The organism is Paenibacillus mesophilus (genome assembly GCF_005938385.1).
Classification (GTDB): Bacteria; Bacillota; Bacilli; order Paenibacillales; family NBRC-103111; genus Paenibacillus_AB; species Paenibacillus_AB mesophilus.
Map to the genome: position 1 here is coordinate 1 of NZ_VCRA01000073.1, position 2,399 is coordinate 2,399.

Here is a 2,399-nt window from a genome sequence, read left to right on the forward strand (position 1 = left end):
CTGCGGGACAAATCAAAGCATACATCAATAGGTGCGTTAATGAGCAGGGATAATTGTATAATTGGCAAAAGTCACCCCTCCTTCTTCATCGGCTTTTGACCCATTTTATCATTTTTACTTCGAGATACGGTGTGGAAATGAACGTTTTAAGATTAGAACCTGGAGAAGTAAGAACTTTATTGCGATTTGCACCCGGTAAAGGATACCCAAGGCATAAGCATCCAGCTGGAGAAGAAGTTTTTGTTATTTCTGGAGTTTATTCGGATAATGGAGTTGACTATCCAGAAGGCTCATATATTTATTACCCCTCAAATAGCGATCACGCTCCCATTAGTGAAACCGGCTGTACTATATTAGTTATATCACCTGAGGTACCAGTGCATATTTGAAAACAGCCGCAGTCTGGACCGGAAAAACAGTCCTAGACTGCCGCTGTTTGGTTGAACTAACGTCCCCGTTTAGCAATGATGACTCTATTTATTCGTTTGAGCTAACCAGTCTAAGTTGAGTTATTTACCGAATCCAATCGTGAATCCTGCTGGATCCTTGATAGCGAATTCCCTCATGTTATATTCGTTCGTTTTGAGTTCATAAAGAAAGACCGCGTCTTTGGATTTGAACTCTTCGAACAACATATCAATATCTGAAACCATACAGAATGCATCAAGTCCACCATTTCCGTGATTATTCGGTGTTGTGGGTGCCGTAGGTCTCTCGTGAACGATAAATCCAACACCTTTCCACTCGACAAATCCCATATCGTAGTCGCACCAAAAACCTAGCCGTTTGTAATAGTCTAGCACGAGTTTACGATCTGGAACATAAAAAATCGGTGCAATATTACGGAATGTAACCTGACCTTTACCATCATTCTCCATAAATAATAATCAGCCTCCTTGATAGTTAAATTTTCCTTCTCTTAATTGATGCCTTAAAGCTCCACAATCTAACTCGTTTTGCAATTCGGTATTTCTCAAAAATAATCCTTTTTTTAGAAATCGATCCATTTCTTCCTCCTTACATTTATTGATCGCCCGATTGTTTCTTATGAAATTTCGATGTCCTAATTAAGCAACTATGCCCGTTAGATGAGCAACGGAAGCTGATCATTCTGGCCGTCGTCGTGGTGCCTATTTAACGTTTGTACCCGTTAGCGGAAAGTTCATCCCATAGTAAAACCGAAGTGTAGTTGAATGAAATTTTTTAAAGGAAGTGCTCTTCTGCCATAAATTTATGACAATATTTTTTCACAGTATTGGGTACGCTCTTAGCTAGCCACTCGCGTTCATTTGGATTGGTTGAATGAAAAGCATAGCCTCTTATCACTTGCCATAAAAAGAACGCCTCCACCGTCCTTAAGTTTATTATCGATAAAGAACGTTGTTGTTTATAAGTATGAAGAAATAACTTCCTGTTTATCAGGGTACAAATGTAGCATGGTTTCGGCCACGTCGAAAAGATAATACCCAAAGCCGCAAGAGGAAAAGTCTATCGGTCTAATGCTATCTTGATGCACGACATAGTTGCTTTCATGCAATTCCGAGTGGATTAAACCCCAGGTTTGATTTGTTTTCTCCAAGCTGTTTGTTTCACGAATAATTTAGTTTACGGTCTCTTCGATTGAATCGTAATCAATTTTATCAATAGTTCCTGACCCCTGCAAAACAAGCAGCTTTGGTAAGTACGATTGTAACGATTCCATATCATATACCGGTCTGTCAAACCCTTGAGGGAGCTTCCAATTTATAGAATGTTCGTGTAAGAAGGCCATTATCCCACTTAATCGGATAACTTCAGCACTAGTCGGTTGACGATTCAATACTACGCCTTCCACCCAATGATGCAATGTTACAAGATAATTGTTTTTATTTCTCTCCCATTCGGTTACAAGACAATCCTTTTTATTCCTTACAGGTTTTGGGACAATTAGCTTTGTATCACTAGACAGGGCTTCGAGCCACTGCATCTCAGATTTAATGGTGGAACCGGCTAAGTTATCCTTATGAATTTTTATGAGATATACTTCCGCGTCTGTCTCCACTTTTAATGTTGCATGATCCCGTTGTCCTAAGTATTCCAATTGAGAATCGCCTATACTATAGCTGCCCAAGGCTGCGATAGCTATCTCTTGATACACATTTGGCTTGCTTATGCTTTCCGCGAGCATGATCCAGCGATCCTCCTTAAACCCAACTATTCAAGCTAAAACGCATGTCCGGAAAAAATCACCATGTAATAATATCATTTTTCTCCTAATTTTTTGAAGGGTAAGAATCTATATAAGTTGAACTAAAGACGCTTGGAAGGAACTTCAAGATACCCGCGTCGAATAAGACACTACAACTTATTTGTACGGGTGATCGCGATGAAAACGATTGAAGAGCAATTACGTGATGTAG

The 2,399-nt window shown here is 39.6% G+C and carries 3 protein-coding genes; 1 reads left to right on the plus strand and 2 read right to left on the minus strand.

Annotated elements, in window-relative coordinates:
* Positions 1–131 precede the first annotated feature (131 nt).
* Positions 132–389: a cupin domain-containing protein gene (locus FE783_RS39125; protein ID WP_158302256.1), complete on the plus strand. Its 258-nt coding sequence runs from the start codon at positions 132–134 to the stop codon at positions 387–389.
* 120 nt (positions 390–509) lie between these two features.
* On the opposite strand, the gene FE783_RS37185 is transcribed toward FE783_RS39125, so the two are convergent.
* Entirely contained in the window at positions 510–878 is a 369-nt protein-coding gene (locus FE783_RS37185) for a VOC family protein (protein WP_138884442.1), read from the minus strand.
* A 722-nt stretch (positions 879–1,600) separates the two neighbouring features.
* The gene (locus tag FE783_RS37190; RefSeq protein ID WP_138884443.1) at positions 1,601–2,167 is read right to left on the minus strand and encodes a hypothetical protein; all 567 of its coding nucleotides are present in this window, start codon (positions 2,165–2,167) and stop codon (positions 1,601–1,603) included.
* Positions 2,168–2,399 lie beyond the last annotated feature (232 nt).